We start from the raw sequence: 19,974 nt of genomic DNA on the forward strand, positions 1-19,974 counted from the left end.
ACGGGACTTCAATTCCTCTGGATGATGATCACGTTTATGAGAAAGAATCCGTGAAAAGCAAGCAGTTCGAATTTAAACAATTCACATTCTCAATGCCGAGTGTTACCAACGACTGCTTCATCGAATACATCATCAAGTACCACCTGGATGATCCTGTAAAAGACTAAACCATTCAAAAATATATACCGCTTTTAAAAGGTCAGATGCATTGGAAATATTTTCAGGGGACAACGGATGTTCAATATTTTATTTTTTCTGACTACCTTGTCCCAAACTATCTCTGGTTGAATTGCAACCACGATAAAGTCAAGTCCGAACAACTCCCCAATCTCAAGGATCCCGAAGCACTGCTGTTGACTATCAGAGATGTCCCTCCCTATGAGAATGAGCGTTATTCTCTGCCGGAATCATCATTGAAGGCAAAGCTTGTAACTTACTACAGCGCTGGAAAAGCTTCTATTTCATACTGGGGTGATATCATCAGTAAAATCAGACGAGGAGCCGTATATTTCTGCGAGGAAAATGACGAAATCGACGAAGTCATTGAATCGTTCGGAGAACTAAAAACCGACCATGAAAAAATCGATTCCGCTTTTAACTGGATTCAGGAAAACATTGTTAACCTTGCTTACGACGATATTTATAACGAAAAAGGCAAAAAGGAAAAAACCAAGAACAACGAATCGATCGATGATATTTTAGAACGAGGCTACGGATCGAGAAGAGAAGTTAACCTGCTTTTCTTCGATATGTTGAGGGAGATGAACGTTGATGCCAAATTGGTCTATGCGGTTAACAGAAGCGATGATATTCTCGTCAAGGATGCTAAATACTGGCAATTCGACTCAGAATTGATTGCTGTACCTAAGAAACAGGGTGGATATAAATTTTATGCGCCTGGCTATAAATTCACGAAAACCGATTTCGTTCCATGGTTTTTGGAGGGAATCGAAGTTCTGGTTGAAGGTTCCACAAATGTTTTCGAGCATACGCCCTTTACGGATCAATCATTCAGCAAGCAATGCAGAAACTACTATCTTACAGTTTCCGAGGACCTGGACGTTTCCGGCGAGCTGGAAATCATAGCCTCCGGCCACAGCGCACGCAGTCTGCGGGTTTACCATAATGACAACAACAGTCTTGAATACGAAACCCTCCTCAAAGACAGGTATGAAGATGATTTTGGTGCCGTGACCCTGGATTCCTTTACCCTGGAAAACTATGAAAACCGAGATGAGCCTGTCCGTGTGATCTGCAAAAGCAACTATCCGGACCTGATGACACAGGGCGACAGGTTGTTTTTGAACATGAGTGATTTCATGGAACAGGCATCCAATCCGTTCTATTCCCTCACTCGTAGAGAATCGGTGCTTTTTAATTATGCTTACGAAATCAGGGAGTCAGTAAAATTTGGCATCCCCCCTGGATGGATTGTCGAAGCGTTGCCGGAGGATTCGCTATATGCCAACAAGGTCGGCAGGTGCGGGATACAATTCACGGAATTCGGCGACAGCCTGACAGCTCAGCGCTATTTTGCAATCAAGTCGCCGTACTGGCCGGTCGACTTTTATCCGGACATCAAAAAGCTGTTTCAAGCACGGCAGGACTTCAGTGATATGATGACAGTGATGAAACGTGAGGATGACTGACATACGATCTTTACCCAGGGGAGATTGTTCTCAAGCTCATTACCGCGACAAACAGACTGATGCGATGTGATGGTAGAAAGTTATTTGTGCTGAAGGGTTTTGCCGATGGATTCCTGTTGTTCCTCCTCGACAATTTCACGGAACTTGGTCAATCCGAAATGCTCCCTCAAGAGCACATCCAGCTTGCTTAAAAAACCGTATGATTTCTGGATATCCTCCAGCATCCCGGGCGGGGTATTTTCAGATGCGAGCATGTTACTGCAGATATCAATCAAGCTGTTGAGGTCATCAAGAACTGTCTGACTGATGTTTGATAAAGAACCCCGGGCATTTCCGGTCAAAATCCCGCTCAATCCGGAAGCTTTGCTGAGAATATGACAGCCATGCTTGTCGATTTTTATTTCCCGCAGGTCTTTGGCATGATCACTGCCGGCATGCTTTTTCACGCTGATAAATCTATGAAGCGCGCCGTTACTCTCCGACATCGACAATTGCACAACACAGGCGGATAAAATAGAAACGAAATCATCTCCATCCATCCCCCCCATACTCTTAGTCTCCTTCAAGATCATGGAAGTGGTCCCGGAGGCATCAAACAAAGCATTCAGAAGACGTACGTAATTACGGAAACGGTTATCATCACGAACCAGGTTCCAGATGTCATCGAGAGAATCAATTACGAGCCGGTCGATATCGTAGCGCTGAAAGTAAAATATCAGGTCCGCGATAATGGATTCCACACAGGGATCATCAGCCTGAAACGGCAATATGTGCAGTTTCGATTTTCTAAACGCCTCGCTCCAGTTCAATCCGACGGATTCCATCTGCTGGATTATCTTTTCGACATTGCTCTTTCCTGTAACCATAAGGACCGATTCATCATTTCGTAGACCCGCCTCAAGGAACTGGCCGGCGAATACAGATTTCCCCGATCCCGGATAACCATTCAAGAGATTGAATGAACCGCGGTGGAAGCCCCCGAAAAGCATCTCATCGAGTGCATCTATCCCGGTTGACGCACGCCCTTCATTGGTCGCCTGTTTTTTGATATTGAGATCAGCTATGTCGCTGACCCTCAGGCGGGGATAGATATGCAGTCCGTTCAAAGTGTAACCCAGGATAAGTGGATGGCGTCCGGAAATGTGTCCCTGGCCACGCGTCTTGCGGATTTCGATAAAACGCTGGTTCTCACCCCCCGAAGCTGAAAGGGAATTGTGGAGTCTCATGGAAGAATCGACCAGATATTCTTCGAAAGCGATTATATTGTCGTCAACGCGGTCGAGTTCCTTGACGAGCACGGCATTGATATTTTTGAGCTTGAGGAAGTTCAAAAGCTGGGACAGCAGTTCTCTCATATCCTGCTCAGAAATTGCGACACGCCTGAAATGGGTCAGGCTGTCGACCAGGATACGCTTCACACCGAGATCCTCTATCACACCCTGGATCAGGTCGTTTTTGCCCGTGAATCCTTCCACGATCCTTTGCGGAGTGGTCCATACAACGCGCAGCTTGCCCTCATTTTCGAGCCTGGCCAGATCTACTCCGAATCCCTTAGCCTCCTGGTATATCTGGCGCGGGATCTCTTCGAATGATACGATCAAGCCCGGTTCATCGTATTTCATCACGCCTTCGTAGATAATCCGTATCCCCAGGGTGGTCTTCCCGCTTCCGGGAGGTCCCTCGATCAGGAGACTGTTACCTCTCACCACCCCTCCTTCAAGGAGCTGGTCGAGACCGATAATACCAGTCGGCATCAGTTCGCGGTTAAAATCATCCATCATGACAGCTCAGCTCCACAGTAAGCACAGGACTCCCACTCCGTCTTGACCGGAGCAAGGCAGTTCTGGCAATATTTCTTCTCCCATTCGCGCTCGAATTGATGACCGCAGTTGGGACAGGCTTCCCAGTTCGGGTCGGCCACCTGGCCGCAGTTTTCACATCGTTCCCGCAACGGGTTCTGACAAAACGGGCAGATCGAAAATTCAAGTGAAACGGTTTGCATACAGTTCGGGCAGAGTTGTTCCTGTTCCTGGCTGAACAGGACCGTACGTTGAATCTCCTCCAGCGAGGTCACACCCCGGATGGCATCCGCAATAGCGTAATCGCGCATGGTCCTCATACCTGATTTCTTGGCGAAATGCCTGATTACATAGGGAGATGCCCGTTCTATTATCAACCTGTGAACATCTTCGCTTACCTGAAAATACTCAAAGATCGCTTTTCTGCCACGATACCCGGTGTAATTGCAATGTTCACATCCTCTTCCGCGGAAAAGCTCTTTTACATCCGGCCTGCCGATCGTCATCAGCTCCAGCTCCGAGGGCTGGTAACTCTCCCGGCAGTTAAAGCAGATAATCCGCACCAGCCTCTGGGCCAGAACTCCACGCAAAGTCGCGGCGATCAAAAATGCCGGTGTTCCCAAATCGAGGAGCCTGGTAATAGCCTGGCAGGCGTCGTTTGTATGGAGTGTGCTGAAAACCTTGTGTCCGGTCAGGGCGGCCCGGCAGGCGATATCGGCGGTCTCCTTATCACGGATCTCTCCCACCAGGACGACATCCGGATCCTGCCTCAGGATACTGCGTAAACCCGAAGCAAAAGTCAGCCCGATATCTTCTCTAATCTGCACCTGTGTCAGGCCGTTAAAAGAATACTCTATCGGATCTTCCAGGGTAACCACATTGTCAGCCTCGTTATTTATCGAGTTCAAGGTAGCATACAACGTAGTGGTCTTTCCGCTACCAGTCGGTCCGGTAACCAGAAAAAATCCCTGCGGACTCTGAAGCAAATCCTGGTAATCCGTTCGCACATCGCGGGGCATCTGCAGGTTATCAAGAACGAATAAGTCCTCATGTTTTCTAAGCAACCTGATAACAATCTTCTCGCCAAACTGTGAGGGTAAAAGCGACACACGTAAATCGAGGCTTTCGGCCGGTCGCTCGATACTGTGACGTCCATCCTGTGGCAATCGATGTTCTGCCAGATCCATATTGCTCAATACCTTGACTCGTGAAATTACCGCGGGAGCGATCTCGACCGGCAGCCGTGCCACAGTATGCAGAACACCATCGAGCCTGAATCGAATATTCAATTCTTTCTCGGATGGTTGCAGATGTATATCAGTTGCGCGATTTTTTATAGCCGTGGCCAAAACCTCATTGACTATATCAACCTGGGATTTGCCCTCGATTTTATCCGCCAGAAGACGGCTTACCTTGGCCCGGATTCCCCTCGAGAGCTTGAAGTCAGCCTGTTGATTTTCCTGCCGATCGGATTGAACGGTCTGAGAGGATTGCTTTTCCGCATAAAAATCTTCAATCGTATTGATTAAATCCGAAGGCAGTGCGACTACCCGCACTATCTCCTTCTGGTAAATCCGTTCAACCGCCTCACGAGCTTTCTTGTCATCCGGATTGGCAAACATAATCCGGATTGAATCATCTTTTTTGTCCAGAGGGAAAACCAGGTGACGGCGTGCCAGTTTCTCAGGAAACTGTTGAGCCAGTTTTGGATCGAAAGTCCTGACCGATAAATCGCATGAAGGCACGAAAAAGTGGTTTTCGAGGATTTTCAGCAACTGCTTCCGCCCGAATACATTCTCATTCAAAAGAATCTGATCCAGTTCAAGCTGTTCTGTCTCAGCCCGAGCGATCCATTTATTCTGATCCTCGTCCGTCAAAAACTGCCGTACGGTCAGTATTCTTGCCAGATTATTGTTTACCGATGTGGTCATCATATTGAGGGTTCGACTACCTGCTAACAGTTTTAACCTTCCGACACCCCTATTTTGAAAACAAAATCGCTCTATTTTTATATAATTGAATAAATCAGAGCACCCATCAAATCTGCAACAGAATACGGAAAAACTATATACAGCAACTAATTAGACAAAATTCCATGAAGTGATATTGTGTGCAATCTGATTCGAATAAATTATGTGAAATTGGTCAGGAATATTAATCGGCTTAGATGAACTGAACCAGTCAATTGTAATGGTAAGAGCTCAGCGTTGAATTTGAGATATTTGCGAATAGCACCAGATTGGCTCTTTCCATCAATATAAGCTAAAATTTCTGACTCAACAGCCCGTCAAAAACTACAGTTCCGGACAAAAACAGAACAACTCCAGTGCTGACCGAGGCAGACTGCAAACCGTAGCCATGCCGTCAAGCATAGATGATTCCGGTATACATAACTGCATTCAAAAATCAGCCGAGATGATCACATCTTCGATTTTCTTGCGTGGGGAATGATCTTTTGCGGATTCTGAGTATCCCAGCCTGAAAAGATGTTGCGGATACTTGCCGGAAATCGGCATCAACCTGGTTAATTGATCCTTTAAACCATCCACCTCCAATATCTGGCTCATCGGATGCACGGAAATATCCACAGCGCTTGCCAAAAGGGCTGTGCGCTCAAAGACCTGCCCGCTTTTGACCTGCGAAACAGGTTGATCGATATCTGTGCTGATAACAGCCAGATGAGAAGAACTCAAAAGGAGATCGGAATCTTTTACCGCCTGTTTTTTACCCATATCAAGAAAGGTCACCATGAGTTGCCCGAGTTTAGAAACCAGCCATGAAGTGCCGAAAACGCCTCTTCCGATCCAGTATCCGAGCTCCCGTCGGTAATCATAATCCGAGAATAGTTCTATATCGCTTTTGATCAGCAGATCGTTGAGTTCGTGGATGATCTGTTTGTCCGTGATAAAATCGAGATGGACACTTTCATACATACACTGATTCCTGAGCTGGTCAATTTTGCCTGCCGGGATTGAATCGAGCTTATATTTTTGACGGTTTGTCCGCCTGCGGACAATATTTTCAAACAACACATCAGAATTATTCAGAGCAACGTCATTTTGCATCTCAAATCGCACTGCCGCAACCAGATCATCCCTTTCAGGTTCGGGAAACAGGCTTACATCTGTTATAAATCCGGTATTCTCCCCGGCAACCAGCAGGTTTTCGAGCGCGCATCCGATACTGATATAAAGTTCACGTCTGTCAGAATCCGCAATTTCGAGCCAGCCGGAAAAATCAATCAGTATCTCGATCGTATTACCATCAATTCTAAATTTCCATGGCTGGGTGTTATGGCTGGAAGGTGCCAAAATGGCATATCTTATCAAAAAGCGAAGTTTCTGCTCAATTGAACCATTCTTCGGGAAACTCTTCAAATCTAAATTCCAGACAGATTTATCGCTGATAAAGCCTGTTGCCATCATCCCTCCTGAAGATATGCTGATTTAATCATAAACAATGCCATAATTTGCAACATATAATCTTAATCTATGTTTCAACTATTGGTAAATCAGTTTTAGACCCTGGCACTATACGTATTTCATATACGTAAAAGCCCTGTAATCATTACGTATTGAGAGAATTGCGATATTTGCCTATACTAAAAATGAAACTTGAATTGTCGATAGATACAGTAGCAATGGTTCAAAACTTTGCTCTGGATGTGACAAAGTTATGTCAGGAAAATCAATAGGAAAGGAGAAAATAGAAATGGAAATGAATGATTTAAAGAGAGACATCGAATTATTGAGAGCGGACATCAACAAACTGACCGAAGATCTTAAATCAGGTGGCAACCAGGGAAGCGCGGATATTCGCGAACGTTTCGTCAACAGAGCCGCCGAACTGGAGCAGTCAGCTCGTGATACTGTCAGCCAGACTTATGACAACGTACGTGGCAAATCCCAGGAGCTGGTCGATTCCGGTCGTCGACAGGTCCAGACCAACCCGTTCACTTCTCTGGCATGGAGTTTCGTAGCAGGAATACTGTTCTCCAAGCTGATGGACAGGAAATAATTTATGCGTGAAATTGCCGAGTTCATAGTAACGCTGTTTGAATTGCTCCAAACTGAGATGAACCGCGTCCGCAGGGGGGTCAGCTCGGTATTGAATAATTTCCTGTTTATGATCGCCGGTATGATGATCTTTCTCGGTGGCCTAGCCCTGTTGCTATATGGAGCGTATTTGCTTCTGCTGTACGTAGTTTCTCCAATTGGTGCGGTGTTTATTATCGCCGGCGTGACGCTGGTTCTGGGATATATAGTTATGAGTTCTGCCGCCAGGCAGTAATCCCCCGCCCCGGAAAACATAAATCTATTATCGAATTTTTCAAAGCCGGCCATTGGCCGGCTTCTCTATTGATCCATCATTTTGGCTTCATAAACAAAGGTCGCTATTGACAAAATCACCGCAGAACCTATATTTAATGTAAGACTTTATCAGGTTACCGGCAAAATTACTGGCAGAACTTAAATTTATAGACTACGCAATGGGATGGAGCGTGGAAATAATCCTGTGTTCCGTAGATACCTGATATACTGCTCGCTTGCTGTTTGAAAAAATAAAATCCAAGTTTCGAGGAGGAGATATGGAGAAAAGGTTTATCTCGCGGGTTTTGCTATGTGCCCTTTTGGCGCTACTGATACTGCCCGCAAACGTTCTTCTGGCGGACTGGTCAATCGTCGCTACATACCCAGTTCCGGAAGGAGCCTCAGGTCTGGCGTTCGATGGTACCAACCTGTATTGCGGGATTTATGGTCCCGACGGTGAAGAAGTCTATCAAATCGACCCTGGCGACGGCTCATACAGCCTGCACTTCAGCGGTCCTCAGGACGATGCCTACGGTCTGACCTGGGATGGAGCGAATCTGTGGACCACGGACCATCCCGGCTCGAGCTCGAACCCGGCTGTGGCTCGGAAGCTGGACGCCTCCGGAAATCAGATCGATTCGATCCTTCTGCCGGATCATTATATGTCCGGGATTGCCTACGACAACGGAGATTTCTGGGTGGCCACATATTACCCCCACCCGGCCACAATCTACAAGATCGATTCCGACGGAACTGTCTTAAAAAGCTTTGAATCTCCCAACGAGCAACCCTGGGACCTGACAGTCCAGAACGGTTACCTGTGGGTGGCTGATTACAATCTCGAGTATTTATACCAGGTCGATACCACCGATGGTACGCTAATCGAAAGCCATCCCTCGGAATACTCCGACCCGGCAGGTGTGGTCTGGGACGGCAGCTACCTGTGGTACTGCGATGCCGGTACCGGTATCGGCCAGGATTATCTCTACAAGATTGACCTGCTCGGAAGCGGTACTCCGCAGATCGATGTCAACCCGATTTCGCATGATTTCGGCCAGATTACGATCGGTGAGTCGGACACCTGGAATACGGTCGTCACAAGTGTCGGCGACACAGCGCTTCAATTGACCGGCGTCAGCTTCTCCGGTTCAACCGAGCTGTCGACGTCTTTGACCTTCCCGATCACGGTCGCGGTCAATGATACCGTGCATATTCCCATCACCTGGGCTCCGACTTCGGGTGGTGCTCTAAACGCCAGCGCGTTTATCGAATCCAACGCACCATTGACACCCTCGGTGGAGGTCACCCTGACAGGTTCGGCAGTCACTGCCGGAGCTGATATCGATCTGCCGGTGGCGTCCTATGATTACGGCACTATTCGCGTCGGAGCTTCAACTCGCTGGATGATGACAATCATCAATGAGGGCAATGACGTACTCGACATATCGAATATTTCTTTCAGTGATCCGGTTTTCTGGCTCGACTATGGTGTCAGCCTGCCGTTGAGCCTCAACCCTCTCGACACGATCCAGGTCGGAGTCTGGTTCTCGCCTGATATGGGCATGACCTACTCCGCTACAGCTTCGATTTACTCCAACGATCCGGATGAAAGCCCGTTCGATGTCAGCTTAACAGGCAGTGGCACCGATGTACCCTGGCCGATTGGTGATACTCTCTGGAATTACACGATCACCGGCGGTTACGACAACAGTCCCAAGGCGATCGGCGCAATTCCGGATATGAACGGTGATGGTGTCGACGATGTCGTCGTCTGCAGTGAAGATGACTACATCCGCTGTTTCAACGGCAATTCCCACGGTCAGGCTGACCTGCTCTGGGAGCATGAGATACCCGGCGGGTCGGTCTACAACCAGACCGCCCTCGACTTCAGCGTGGATACAGATGAGGACGGTATCTATGAAGTTGTGGTCGGCGCGGCCTGGGCCGGTAAACTGATCCGTATGATTTCTGGCGCAACCGGAAATACGATCTGGACCCATAACACCGACAACTACGGTGATGGTGGCTGGGTCTACGCAGTCGATGTGATCTATGATTACAACGGCGACGGCACCCCGGATGTCCTTGCGGCGGTGGGCGATGATGCTGATGACACAGGTCCCAAGAGGATCTATTGCCTGGATGCTTATTCCGGCAACCCGATCTGGGAATCCCCGGTCGGCGGACCTGCCTTCGGTGTCTTCGGGGTCGAAGACTTCACTGGTGACGGTCAGCCTGATGTTATCGGTTGTGCCTCCACTCTCGATGAAACCAACTCTAAGGCCTACGGAATCAATGGTGCTACTGGCGTAGTCGAATGGTCCTTCACCGGCCTTGGCACTTCCTGCTGGGATGGGACGCAGGTGGACGATTTCACCGGCGACGGTATCAAGGACATCATCCTGGGCGATTTCAGCATGAGCGGTGGTTATGTTTACGGCCTCGATGTCACGACTGGAGATATTGAATTCCAGTCCGGTCCATTTGGAACTATAATCGGCGTAGAACCGATGGATGATGTCAACGGCGATGGTCATACCGATGTCACCCTCCGGTATTACAGTACAACCGCGGTGGTCATCGACGGTATGACCGGTACGACTATCTGGTCACACGCACTGCCCGATAAACCGCAATCGGTTGCGGTGGCCAATGATGTCTCCGGTGACGGTATCAACGATCTCTTCGTGGGTACCCTGTACAGCAACAACTACGGAATCTTTTTGGACGGTACCGACGGCAGTGAACTGTACACTGTCAATATCGGCACCCCGGTCGACGCTATCGCGGCGATTCCGGATATCGTGGGAGATAACAGCTTCGAGATGGTACTGGGTGGTAGAAATGGGCTGGTCCTGTGCCTCTCTGGTGGTCTCAATACACTGGTAAACGATCCTCCCACTGCTCCGACTATCGACGGCCCCTCGATCGGTGTTATGACCGTACCATATGACTTCGATCTGCTCTCGGATGATCCGCAGGGCGACGAGGTCTATTACTACATCGAATGGGGCGATCAGACCACGACCGACTGGAACGGACCTCATCCGGCTAATCAGAAAGTTCAGTTCTCACACAGCTATGACGAATCGGGAACATATATCATTAGAGCAAAAGCGAAGGACATACATAACGCTGAAAGCGGATGGTCAGAAGATTTCGAAATCGAGATCGCGTTCCTGTGCGGTGACTGCAACAATGACGGAGTCACGGATGTCTCCGATGCAGTCTATATTATCACCTATGCTTTCGCCGGTGGACCTCCGCCACAACCGATCGAAGCTGGTGACACGAACTGCGATGGCAATATCGATGTCTCCGATGCCGTTTATGTTATCAACTACGCCTTTGCTGGTGGCCCGGCCCCATGCGACCCTGACGGCAACGGTATACCTGATTGTTAGTACCAATATAGATCGACTCCCTGAACCGTCCGGATACAAACCGGACGGTTCTTTTTTGAAACACTGCCATACAGGACAATATTTGTAATAATTTGTCATCAGTTGCAACCCAAAGCAGGAAATTCTGTTATTATGTTTATACCATAAAGCGGGAAGGAAGCAAAGTGCTGGCAAAACCAATATCAAAACAGGTCTATCATCTGGAAGAAGTGGAGTTATCCGCCTGGAAGCATTTCTATGATTGCGCCGATGAAGAGGTTTCCGCGAAACTCGGGATATCATCCGAGATTAACGATGGAATGTTGATCAGCCGGGTATCGTCATGCGATGTGCTCGGGTTTAACCGGGTTATCGGGGTTGGTCTGGGAGGGCAACTATCGGGCGAAAAAATCGAGGAGATAATCACAAGTTATCGAAAAAATCGGATCAATCGCTTTTTCATCCAGGTGGTTCCGGATTTGGCAGATCAGTCTACTTTTTCGAATCTACGGTCATGTGGTCTGCTTTATTACAACAACTGGATAAAACTCTATCGCCGGCTTTCCCCGCTGGAGGGAATCCGTACGGATTTAGAGATCAACAAGATTGACCGAAGCGACGCGCTCGCGTTTGCGCAGGTAGCCAGTTCGAGTTTCGACTGGCCTCCCGATTTTAATCCCTGGATTGCCTCGCTGGTTGGTCAACCTGGCTGGCATCATTACGGAGCTTTCGACAACGGGAGGCTGGTCGCCACCGGAGCGTTCTATATGCAGGCTAAAACCATTTGGATCGACTTTGCCGCCACGCTCGAAGGTTACCGTGGACGGGGAGCGCAGTCGGCACTTTTACAACGAAGGTTCGCGGATGCAATCCAGATGGGAGCGGAGATGGCAGTGGTCGAAACCGCACAGGAGACCGAGGACAAGAAAGCCCCCTCGTACCGCAACATGATTCGCTATGGCTTCAATGAGGCTTATATCAGGCCGAATTTCATTTACTTTTTTTAAATCTGCCTAAACACCGGTTTGTTGATGACGGGGCCGGAGCAGGTCGTTTACGGTTTTGACCGGGTTAAATGTCTCGATCGGAATCTCTACAAAAACGGTATTAAAATGCGCCATTGACCCGTTCCACAAACCCGGCAGTTCCATCGCCTTGATCTCGCGACCATAGCGAGACTTCACGGTGATTATTCCCGCCTCCATATCGCGGTATTCTAACAGGTCAAACGGTTTTCCGCGGTAGTCACGCAATCCGGTTACGATATCGACCGGATTAAAATGGGTGGAACTTTCGAAAATATCTTTCTGGTCGGGATTGTTCAAATCTACCTGGGCCGATTCGACAATCTGAAGGCTGACCTGACCCTTGGAGTCTTCGACCCAGAACGGTCCTCCGCCCGGTTCACCCTCGTTTTTTACCATACCACAAACACGCAGGGGACGATTCAAGTGCTTCGCTAAAAACCGTTTCAATTCTTCTCCGCCCTGCTTGAATAGCTCATCCGGGACATCAATGTTGAGATTGTCGCGGGAGAATATCGCGATCGCCCGCAAGCGCTCAGCGGAGATATCATCGCCTTCCATATCCCTTAAAGCTCCGAAGATTTCATCCTGGATTTCTACAAGTATCCCCCCCAGCACCTGCTTGTAGAGCACCTGCTGTTCGAACAGATTAGCCGGGATGACATTGTCGATATTTTTTATGTACACCAGGTCAGCCTCAAGTTCGAGCAGGTTGTACAGAAGTGCGCCATGCCCTCCCGGACGGAACAACAAAAGACCTTCCTCATCCAGAAGAGGTCGGTCCTCGAGCGTGACAGCCAATGTTTCGGTATCCTTGCGCTGCGAGGAGATACTGACCTCGAAATTCACCTGCTCCCCGGTAAATTGCTGACGGCATTGTTCTATATGCTTTTCGAAACCGTCTCGATGTTTCTCCTGCACAGTGAAATGCAAACGAGCGGTTCCGTCACTGTCCTGAACATAGCGTATCGCTTCATGAAAGTGTTCCGCCACTGCAGTCCGGATCTCCAGCTGGTATTTATGAAACGGGATCATCCCCTTCGGAAAATCAGAATACCCGAGACCTTCCGGTTTGAGGATTATCTGCATGATCTCCTTTAGACGACCGTTATCCAACAGATCGGAAAGATTCTGTCCATCTTTCTTAACGGCCTCGTTTAGGTCTTCATAGAATGCGAATTTGTCGAGATTCTCGAAAAAAGTAAGCCCCTCCAATGCAGATCGGTCAGAATCCCGGTTCGCACGCAGGTAATCAAAATCTATCTTTTCCTGCCGGCTTTCGAGGTCCTGAAGCGCTTTGAACATACGTGAGGCGGCTCCCGATGCCGGAACGAACTTCAAAAAGCGTCCATTATCACGAGCAATATGTTGTAAACCGGTCAGCGCTTCCACCCGCTCATCAGGAAATCTGCGGATACCATCGCCGACAGTAGCCGCCCTGACCAGTTTGGATGGTGGCATACCCTGGTTAAAAAAGCTGACCTGCTCTTGAATATCCGTGAGGCTGAGCCCCTTGAGTTCGAGTTGTTGCTTTATTTTTTGACTGCTTTGAATATCGTCGGGTAATCCCATAATCGTTTCTTCTCCTTGTATATTGTAGATCGAATATACAAAATTATATCCACTATATCAAATCCGCATTATATCCTTTGCTCATAATATTAACAGGCTGGATGACAGATAGTTTATAAATCACAGAAAATGTGGTTTTTTCGAAAATTATTGAATCTTTAACATAAATTTAACTTGACATAGAGACGATATGATCTATAATCTCGTTTATTCTGAGACACCATAAAAGTTAGATTTAGAGGACAAGGCAGAGAAACTATTTACGATCCGTCACGTAGGGGGATTATATTCTCTTATGGCAAAAACGGATCTGAACAAAAACCATGAAAGGAGACTCAAATGTCGTCTCACAGTAATTCCGTAACAGGCAATTTTTCACAGGAGGAACCAGTAATGCGTTACCAAAATCAATTAGGCGCATGGTCAATTCACTTTATATGTCTCTGTCCAAACAGAGGAGTGTTTTTCAGGTGAGGGTTGTTAAACTGACCGCATCTTAGACTGCACATTCACACAACCCTCCCCTTTAAATAATCTCCTCTCATTTGGCCGGACTGGTCAAAATCATTCTATTCATGGCATCCGCTTAAGGCGATGCTGAAAATCTATTCTGACCGATGGTGTCATAGCCATCAGGCGGGAGGGGATCGTGTATTATCGCGACTACAAACATAGCTATACGGGTACGCCATCCAGGCACCCGCCCGAAGACAGCCTGGTGCTGGGTTCGGTAATGAGCGACTACCTGGAAGAGCTAGAACCCGAAGTCGTCCCGAGTGACAGTTTTCTCTATGAGAGCCTACTGTCCGAGGATGACCAATTTGATAAAAAAGAGTCGGAAGAAGTGTGAGATTAGAGAGAGGAGATATTTAGATGGACATTGCTATGATCTCGGCCATGGCCATCCTGACAACTTATGCTGTCGTCAAGGCTGGTGCTCATATCTGGGCAGAAATTCATGCCAGATTTATCAAAAATGAGGCCTCCTTCAATACCGCCACCGGTTTCGAACAGTTTGGATTCGCTTCCAGACATGATTGCAATAAAAAACTGGCTGATACGGCTTTGGAGTTGATTCACGCTAACGGACATGAGTATGAGGATGAGTTGGAAACCATATTCCACAGTATTGGAAATGGCCTTGTAACCTGGGTTACTATCTCGTTAGAGGATGATCTCAAATTCATTAATCATTCGTTTCATAACCTCTACTATAATTCAGCGGTGCTGAAGGAGGAATTTTTTTCGGGTCACGAGACAGCCGAGGTATGCTACCGGGCTTCCTACATTTGGGAATGTGAAACACGTGAAATCGTATTTGGCGTGCCCCATCTAACTTATGATTGCGATGATCAAGTAAGGCACAGGATCAATTTCGGCCTTACGGCCTTGCCCTACAGGATCGAGTTCGTAAATAAAAAGTCTGATCTTCCGAGTGATCTCGACCTGCCAAAAAAGGATAATATGGGTGAATATGAGAGCATTCAAATTGAGCACGGCACTTTGATTTGCATGGCCAATCGTTACGGGCAGGACAGTGAATCGGTACCTCCCAACCAGGCATTCTTCACGGGACAGGTCGTGGCGGTCTCGGATTTGAGTGATTTATGTGACGGTTACGGTTTCGTGGTGGTGACTGTTAAATCACAGGTCTTTTTTATCAATATCATCATCAGAAACGACAGCCTGCGCAGAATTCCAAAAATCGGCCAGTACACCGCTACCAGCTGTACTCTGACCGGTACATTACGAGATATCGAAGTTCTCTGTTTGTAACAGGACGCTTTCAGGTCGGAAATTGTCCTTTATGTGAAAACGCTACAGCAATTAATACATATTATACGGGCAATTACCGTATTATCGGCAAGAGCACTCGACGGTAAAATAAAATAAAAGTTGTTGACTGATAGTAGATTGTTTATATTTTCTATACAAAATTTATGCGTTCAAAGGTTATTATGGAAAATTTGGAATTGATAGATCAGGTTTTGATCAATCTGAGGCGGATAATGCGGGCGATTGATCTCCACTCCCGCAAGCTGGCGGCTGATTTTTCGCTGACCGGCCCGCAGTTGTTTTTGTTGAAGATGATCAAATCCGAGGGTAATTTGACATTGGGTAAGCTGGCGAATTGCACTTGCCTGTCGAATGCCACCGTTACCGGCATAATCGACCGTCTTGAAAAGCGCGGGCTTGTCCGCAGGACACGGGGCGACCGTGACCGCCGGCAGGTATTTGTGGCGATCACCGACAAGGCCGATAAAATCCTGCAATCGGCACCCCCCCCACTACAGGAGCAGTTCGTCTGGCGGATGCGCCAGCTCGACAGCGCCGAGCAGGATCAGATTTTGGGATGTTTGAACCAGCTGGCGGCCATGATGGATGCTGAAAAGCTGGATGTTTCTCCTGTCCTGGACGCAAGGGAATTGATACCCAGAGATGACAGCCTGCAAGACAGCAATTAAACTCAAACTTTATTCAGCAGATAATAAAAAGGAGCTAAAATGAGTACTGACACAGCGCAGAAGATTAACATGCATGAGATTTACAAGCCGGAGGATTTCCCGGAATGGATCGATCAGGACAAGCTGGCTCATTTCCTGCACGAGAGTCTCAAACCATACGAGGATACAGTTGAAGATATTAAAAGTGCGTTCGACTATGCTTTTTCCGATGCCGAGGGCAAGGGCGGTTATATCCTGATCGCCGAGGAAGACGAAAGCAAAAAGCCGATCGGTTCGCTGGTCATGCTGAAAACCGGTATGAGCGGTTATGTGCCGGAACATATCCTCCTGTTTGTAGCTGTTGCTCCTGAAGGTCGCGGCAAAGGCATCGGAAGCAAGATTATCAATCACGCTTTTGACCTGTGCAAGCCGGACCCGGTCAAACTTCACGTCGAATATGACAATCCGGCCAAACGTCTGTATGAACGCCTGGGCATGACTACCAAGTATGCGGAGATGAGGCTCGAACGATGAATCGTGTAACTATCAATCTTAACCGCCTGCGCCATAACCTGGATGTAATCAACAACTGGATGGAAGCTCACAATGCTTCCTGGACTGTTGTCACCAAGGTGCTGTGCGGTCATGTCGACGCGATCCGGGCGCTTCAGATCCTGGGTGTGCGGTCGATGGGTGATTCACGTTTGTCGAATTTCGAGGTGATCGAAAAGATCGTCGATGATTTCGAAGCCTGGTACCTGCGTGTTCCGGACAAGACGTCGATTCCGGATGTGGTCCGGCTGGCAGATGTCAGTTTAAACAGCGAAATCGAAATCATAAAAGAATTAAACCAAGAAGCCCGTCGCCAGAAGAAAACCCACCGGATCATTATCATGATCGAGCTGGGTGACCTGCGCGAGGGAATCCTGCCGGGAACGCTGATAAATTTCTACGAGGAGGTTTTCGAACTTTCCAATATCGAGGTCCTCGGGATTGGCGCAAACCTGGGATGCCTCGCGGGTGCTGTGCCTAATGTCGACCAGTTCATGCAGTTGATTCTCTACCGTGAATTGCTTGAGTTGAAATTCAAGCACAACCTGCGAATGATTTCTGGCGGTTCAAGCGCTGTCCTTCCACTGTTGTTGGATGGTTCTCTGCCGAAGGATATTAATCACTTCAGGATCGGTGAATCTATCTTTCTGGGTACTGATCTTGTCAACGGTGGAACTCTGCCCCAGCTTCGAAACGATGTCGTCCTGCTGGAGGCCGAGATCGCCGAGATCAAGGAAAAAGGCTTGATCCCGACCGGCGAAACAACAAATATGACACCGTTTTCGCCCGAGGGTGAGAACGGCGCTCAACCCGGTCAACGCGGATACCGCGCCCTGGTTTCTGTCGGCCAGCTCGATACCGATGTGGGCGGTTTGACACCGCTCAACCCCAATCACAAGATCGCCGGCGCATCTTCAGATATCATCGTGGTCAACCTCGATGATAACCCGGAAAATCTGACTATTGGGGATACGATCAAGTTCAAATGCAACTACTCGGCTATGTTGCGGCTGATGAACAGCCGTTATCTCGATATCGTGGTGCAACCATCCCTGGATGAGTTTAAAACCATGATGATGTCGAAAAGCAAATCCCGTATAAAACCTGTATTAGAAGAATTGAAGATAGTGGAAGGAAACGGTAGCGAAGACAAGTAATGACTGATAGAATAATTCTCTGGGCGATTGTGATCGGCTACATGATCTTCATCTTCACCAAAGGTGTCATGAAGGTCAAGAAAGTCGGCAATTCCGATGATTACCTGGTGGCGGGCAGGAACGTCACCTGGTTTTTCCTGTTCGCCACCATGGGCGCGACAGTTATCGGCGGAGGATATTCGATCGGGGCAATCGCCAACACCTATGAGATGGGTATTCTCTGGCTTTTGGTCTCAACCGGCGGCTATTTTCATTTCATATTCTCAGGGCTCTTCGTCGCCCCCCAGTTCCGTGAAGCCGAGCTCTATACGGTGGCGGGATACTTTGGCTATCGTTTCGGTGAACGACCCCGATTTCTGGTCTTGATTCTTTCACTTTTGTTTTCGGTCTTTATCGTAGCGGCCCAGATGGCTGCCTTTGGATCTGTTCTGGCGGCTATTTTGCCGCAGGTTACCGATGCCCAGCATTTAGTTAAATGGGCGATAGTGGTCAGCGGTACAATGGTCGTGATCTACTCCACCGCGGGAGGTCTCCTGGCAGTCATCCACACTGACATCTTTCAGTTTGTGGTGCTGATGCTCGGATTCGCGATCACCCTGGCATTCTGCATACCGGATATCTCAAGTTCATATAACTCCGATACAGGTAAGTTCATTCCCAGCCGATTCGGTGTAACTGACTTTGTCAGCCCCGATGCTTTAAGCGAGAGGATAGAAATCGGCCAGGACTCGCTTTCGGCATATATTCGTGGTAAGATCAAAAAACTGGATGATCATTCCATGGATGAGATTACCGCGGAAGATGGCAAAAGCGATGTTAAGGCAAACTTGCTGGCTGATGCTTTCAATGAAATTCTGGAGGATCCGGAATTCTACGAGGAAAAACGCTTCACGGGAGTGGCAATGAGCGCGCAGACACTCGAGCTTCTGGATAAAAAACCAATCCAGGGCCGCGACTTGAAAAGGCTCAACCTTTCGCTTATCCAGGACGCCTTCCCTGATGAGATCAACCGCAACCGTTCAATTTCTGCCAACTTCTTCAAAATCGAAGGCGGCAAGGGCTGGCTGTTTCTGATAACGACATTTCTGGCGTTTTTGCTTGGTGAAACTTTCGCTCCCGGCTACGCTACTCGATATTGCGTTGGCAAAAATGTCCGTGAGACAAAGATCGGTATCGCAGGCGTAGGATTCTTTCTGGCGATCACATTCCCGGTGGTGCTGTTTTTCATAGCGCTCTATGCCCGTATTCATTATCCGAATATAGATCCGCAACAAGCGCTTCCAATGGTGGTGCAACAGCTTAATAACCCGTTCATCGGCGGGCTGATTATCGGCGCGTTATTGATGGCGGTTATGTCGTCGGCAGATTCGGCACTCAATTCAGCAACCGCTATATTCGTCAAGGATCTTTTCGAACATCAGCTGGGATGGAAAGATAAGGGCGACGGCCGGATGCTCAGGCTGGCCCGGATCTGTACCGCTGCGTTAGGAGCTACCGCCGTTATTGTGGCGGTTTTATGGTCGGACATCATCGGACTTCTGCTGTTCACTTATCATGTCTGGGCGCCGGCAATTATCCTGCCGGTGGTGGTCGGGGCGTTGTACAAGAAACGCTCCAGTAACCTCACACGCAATATCTTCATCACCATGCTGGTGGCAACATTTCTGACTATGCTCTACAAAGGCATCGGCTGGTTCAGGGACTTGACCGGGGTGAAATTTATGCCTGAAGCCTTCTATGAGCTGAGTTCACAGTTAGATCCCGCTGTTTTTGGTGTGGGAATTTCCTGCCTGACATTTCTGATCATGACTCTGGCGACCAAAACCTCCTCAGCTACATCAGAATAAAAAAAGACGCAGGCTGTAACTAACCTGCGCCATTATATTCAGAAAACAGTAAGGTCACATCCATGTCAAAAGCCGAAGAAAAGATCGGATGTTACTAATCTGAAAACTGTTAATCTTCGCAAAAGGATAGCATCATTCACTCTAAATCGAATCCACCCTCATCCTTCCAGAACCAGATAACATTCTTTCATAACTTGCTTCAGTCTAAAGCCTGAAGTTTGACCTGGCAGGATCGA

Annotated in this window: 15 protein-coding genes; 11 read left to right on the forward strand and 4 right to left on the reverse strand. The window is 48.1% G+C overall.

Annotated features, from left to right (window positions below; translation table 11 throughout):
* The first annotated feature begins 203 nt into the window (after window positions 1-203).
* Window positions 204-1,649 (forward strand): hypothetical protein, encoded by a 1,446-nt coding sequence (locus GF404_00995; protein MBD3380750.1) that lies wholly within the window; start codon window positions 204-206, stop codon window positions 1,647-1,649.
* Window positions 1,650-1,729: 80 nt separating this feature from the next.
* Here GF404_00995 and GF404_01000 read toward each other — a convergent pair whose 3' ends face one another.
* The 3 genes from GF404_01000 to GF404_01010 all read right to left on the reverse strand — a co-directional run bounded on the left by GF404_01000 (window position 1,730) and on the right by GF404_01010 (window position 6,873).
* Complete coding sequence (locus GF404_01000; protein MBD3380751.1) at window positions 1,730-3,430, reverse strand: hypothetical protein; 1,701 nt, start codon at window positions 3,428-3,430, stop codon at window positions 1,730-1,732.
* A complete protein-coding gene (locus GF404_01005) occupies window positions 3,427-5,382 on the reverse strand; it encodes a type II secretion system protein GspE (protein MBD3380752.1) in 1,956 nt (651 codons plus the stop codon). Before GF404_01005 ends, GF404_01000 begins: the two co-directional genes overlap by 4 nt.
* 465 nt (window positions 5,383-5,847) lie before the next feature.
* The gene (locus tag GF404_01010) at window positions 5,848-6,873 is read right to left on the reverse strand and encodes a nitroreductase (GenBank protein ID MBD3380753.1); all 1,026 of its coding nucleotides are present in this window, start codon (window positions 6,871-6,873) and stop codon (window positions 5,848-5,850) included.
* 250 nt (window positions 6,874-7,123) lie between these two features.
* Between GF404_01010 and GF404_01015 the strand changes: the two genes are divergently transcribed.
* From GF404_01015 to GF404_01030, 4 genes are all read left to right on the forward strand, one after another.
* Entirely contained in the window at window positions 7,124-7,465 is a 342-nt protein-coding gene (locus GF404_01015) for a DUF883 family protein (GenBank protein ID MBD3380754.1), read from the forward strand.
* Between the two features lie 3 nt (window positions 7,466-7,468).
* A complete protein-coding gene (locus GF404_01020; GenBank protein ID MBD3380755.1) occupies window positions 7,469-7,738 on the forward strand; it encodes a hypothetical protein in 270 nt (89 codons plus the stop codon).
* A 298-nt stretch (window positions 7,739-8,036) separates the two neighbouring features.
* Entirely contained in the window at window positions 8,037-11,162 is a 3,126-nt protein-coding gene (locus GF404_01025; protein ID MBD3380756.1) for a choice-of-anchor D domain-containing protein, read from the forward strand.
* 164 nt (window positions 11,163-11,326) lie between these two features.
* A complete protein-coding gene (locus GF404_01030) occupies window positions 11,327-12,148 on the forward strand; it encodes a hypothetical protein (protein MBD3380757.1) in 822 nt (273 codons plus the stop codon).
* Window positions 12,149-12,154: 6 nt separating this feature from the next.
* Here GF404_01030 and GF404_01035 read toward each other — a convergent pair whose 3' ends face one another.
* Window positions 12,155-13,738: a DUF4301 family protein gene (locus GF404_01035; GenBank protein ID MBD3380758.1), complete on the reverse strand. Its 1,584-nt coding sequence runs from the start codon at window positions 13,736-13,738 to the stop codon at window positions 12,155-12,157.
* Window positions 13,739-14,387: 649 nt separating this feature from the next.
* On the opposite strand from GF404_01035, the gene GF404_01040 reads away from it, so the two are divergent.
* From GF404_01040 to GF404_01065, 6 genes are all read left to right on the forward strand, one after another.
* Entirely contained in the window at window positions 14,388-14,588 is a 201-nt protein-coding gene (locus GF404_01040) for a hypothetical protein (GenBank protein MBD3380759.1), read from the forward strand.
* Window positions 14,589-14,611: 23 nt separating this feature from the next.
* The gene (locus GF404_01045) at window positions 14,612-15,514 is read left to right on the forward strand and encodes a hypothetical protein (GenBank protein ID MBD3380760.1); all 903 of its coding nucleotides are present in this window, start codon (window positions 14,612-14,614) and stop codon (window positions 15,512-15,514) included.
* Between the two features lie 164 nt (window positions 15,515-15,678).
* Window positions 15,679-16,203 carry a MarR family transcriptional regulator gene (locus GF404_01050; GenBank protein ID MBD3380761.1) on the forward strand — a complete coding sequence of 175 codons (525 nt, stop codon included), beginning with the start codon at window positions 15,679-15,681 and terminating at the stop codon, window positions 16,201-16,203.
* Between the two features lie 39 nt (window positions 16,204-16,242).
* Window positions 16,243-16,716, forward strand: a complete 474-nt coding sequence (locus GF404_01055) for a GNAT family N-acetyltransferase (GenBank protein MBD3380762.1) — start codon at window positions 16,243-16,245, stop codon at window positions 16,714-16,716.
* Complete coding sequence (locus tag GF404_01060) at window positions 16,713-17,891, forward strand: alanine/ornithine racemase family PLP-dependent enzyme (GenBank protein MBD3380763.1); 1,179 nt, start codon at window positions 16,713-16,715, stop codon at window positions 17,889-17,891. The genes GF404_01055 and GF404_01060 overlap by 4 nt, the downstream gene beginning before the upstream one ends.
* Entirely contained in the window at window positions 17,891-19,738 is a 1,848-nt protein-coding gene (locus tag GF404_01065; GenBank protein MBD3380764.1) for a hypothetical protein, read from the forward strand. Before GF404_01060 ends, GF404_01065 begins: the two co-directional genes overlap by 1 nt.
* The last annotated feature ends 236 nt before the right edge of the window (window positions 19,739-19,974 follow it).

This window comes from Candidatus Zixiibacteriota bacterium (assembly GCA_014728145.1).
GTDB lineage: Bacteria > Zixibacteria > MSB-5A5 > JAABVY01 > JAABVY01 > WJMC01.

Coding starts and splice junctions, on each gene's coding strand:
- GF404_01065 (MBD3380764.1), top strand. CDS start 17,891: ATGACTGATAGAATAATTCTCTGGGCGATTGTGATCGGCTACATGATC.
- GF404_01015 (MBD3380754.1), top strand. CDS start 7,124: ATGTCAGGAAAATCAATAGGAAAGGAGAAAATAGAAATGGAAATGAAT.
- GF404_01010 (MBD3380753.1), bottom strand. CDS start 6,873: ATGATGGCAACAGGCTTTATCAGCGATAAATCTGTCTGGAATTTAGAT.
- GF404_01000 (MBD3380751.1), bottom strand. CDS start 3,430: ATGATGGATGATTTTAACCGCGAACTGATGCCGACTGGTATTATCGGT.
- GF404_01050 (MBD3380761.1), top strand. CDS start 15,679: ATGCGTTCAAAGGTTATTATGGAAAATTTGGAATTGATAGATCAGGTT.
- GF404_01020 (MBD3380755.1), top strand. CDS start 7,469: ATGCGTGAAATTGCCGAGTTCATAGTAACGCTGTTTGAATTGCTCCAA.
- GF404_00995 (MBD3380750.1), top strand. CDS start 204: ATGCATTGGAAATATTTTCAGGGGACAACGGATGTTCAATATTTTATT.
- GF404_01060 (MBD3380763.1), top strand. CDS start 16,713: ATGAATCGTGTAACTATCAATCTTAACCGCCTGCGCCATAACCTGGAT.
- GF404_01035 (MBD3380758.1), bottom strand. CDS start 13,738: ATGGGATTACCCGACGATATTCAAAGCAGTCAAAAAATAAAGCAACAA.
- GF404_01045 (MBD3380760.1), top strand. CDS start 14,612: ATGGACATTGCTATGATCTCGGCCATGGCCATCCTGACAACTTATGCT.
- GF404_01025 (MBD3380756.1), top strand. CDS start 8,037: ATGGAGAAAAGGTTTATCTCGCGGGTTTTGCTATGTGCCCTTTTGGCG.
- GF404_01005 (MBD3380752.1), bottom strand. CDS start 5,382: ATGATGACCACATCGGTAAACAATAATCTGGCAAGAATACTGACCGTA.
- GF404_01055 (MBD3380762.1), top strand. CDS start 16,243: ATGAGTACTGACACAGCGCAGAAGATTAACATGCATGAGATTTACAAG.